Source organism: Roseivivax isoporae LMG 25204 (assembly GCF_000521865.1).
Classification (GTDB): domain Bacteria; phylum Pseudomonadota; class Alphaproteobacteria; order Rhodobacterales; family Rhodobacteraceae; genus Roseivivax; species Roseivivax isoporae.
On the sequence record NZ_JAME01000130.1, the window covers coordinates 1 to 1,029 of the forward strand.

Sequence of the window (1,029 nt, forward strand, 5' to 3'; positions counted from 1 at the left end):
TTCTCTGCCCGCCAGACAGGGAAAAAGAACGGGTTCGCAGCCATGTTGACCGTCCCGAACTCCTGGAACTTTGCGTAGAAGGCGTCGCCGCCGCCCGCGTAGATGGTGATCGCGATCCGGTCGTATTCATTGCGGGCGACCTTGCCGACAGTGATCGCGCCCTTGGGCGCGTCGCCCCACGTCCAGCCGATGCTCTCGACAAGCTGCCGGGTCGCACCCTTCGGCGCGAACGCCTTCATCAGCTTGACGATCTTGTCCGCTTCCTTCTCCAGCTGCCGGACCACCTCGAGGCGGACGCTCAGCGGGATCGCCCGCATCCGGCGCTGGAATTTGGCGAGGTTCTTGACCATCTTGGAACCTATCAACCAGAGGATGCCATGAAGCCGATCATCGCTGCCGTGCTGACCGCGGCCCCCTTCGCCAGCTTTGCCCAGGTCGACGAAAACACCGACATCAAGTGCTCCGGGTGGGAACTGGACCGGCATTTCATCCTCCAGTCCCTGGAAGAGACCCAAGAGGTTGCGGGCGACTTGATCTCCGATCCCGCGAATGTCAGCGACGAAGCCTTGCGAACGGCTCAAGCGATCACTGCCGCCAACGAAAAGGCCATGTCGAACTTCATGGAAACGAAGCGCCTTTTCGTCGATCAGTGCGGCGAGTGAATGGCTACAGCTCGACCCGCGCCTCGACAATGACGATGCCGTGGCCAGTGATCCCATCCGGATCACGCATGGTCCGGGTGCTCGTCACGCGGATGAACGCGAGCGCGTAGGGGTCCGGCAGCGTCAGCGCTGCGTCGTGCAGAGCTGCCTTGACCGCGCCGGCGATGCGCTTTGTCGGTGAAAGGCGCGCCTGCGAGCGGTCCCACACGTCGATCTGGAAGACGTGCTCCTCGCCGTCGATGCATTGCTCGTCGTCGGTGATCTCCTGAGTCGGCCCGAAGGAGACATACGGGAAGGTCACGCCGTTCGGCACGTTGTCATAGATACGGTCGCTGACGAGCGCGCCGACGCCGGCGTCCGCCACGAG

At 63.1% G+C, this 1,029-nt stretch carries 3 protein-coding genes; 1 reads left to right on the plus strand and 2 read right to left on the minus strand.

What is annotated here, in order from left to right:
- Positions 1-350, minus strand: a 350-nt coding sequence (locus tag RISW2_RS25220) for an HK97-gp10 family putative phage morphogenesis protein (protein ID WP_043775815.1), incomplete at its 3' end; no start/stop codon positions are given.
- 27 nt (positions 351-377) lie between these two features.
- On the opposite strand from RISW2_RS25220, the gene RISW2_RS25225 reads away from it, so the two are divergent.
- The gene (locus RISW2_RS25225) at positions 378-662 is read left to right on the plus strand and encodes a hypothetical protein (protein ID WP_043775812.1); all 285 of its coding nucleotides are present in this window, start codon (positions 378-380) and stop codon (positions 660-662) included.
- Positions 663-666: 4 nt separating this feature from the next.
- On the opposite strand, the gene RISW2_RS22960 is transcribed toward RISW2_RS25225, so the two are convergent.
- Positions 667-1,029, minus strand: a 363-nt coding sequence (locus RISW2_RS22960) for a DUF3168 domain-containing protein (RefSeq protein ID WP_043775816.1), incomplete at its 5' end; no start/stop codon positions are given.

Coding starts and splice junctions, on each gene's coding strand:
- RISW2_RS25225 (WP_043775812.1), top strand. CDS start 378: ATGAAGCCGATCATCGCTGCCGTGCTGACCGCGGCCCCCTTCGCCAGC.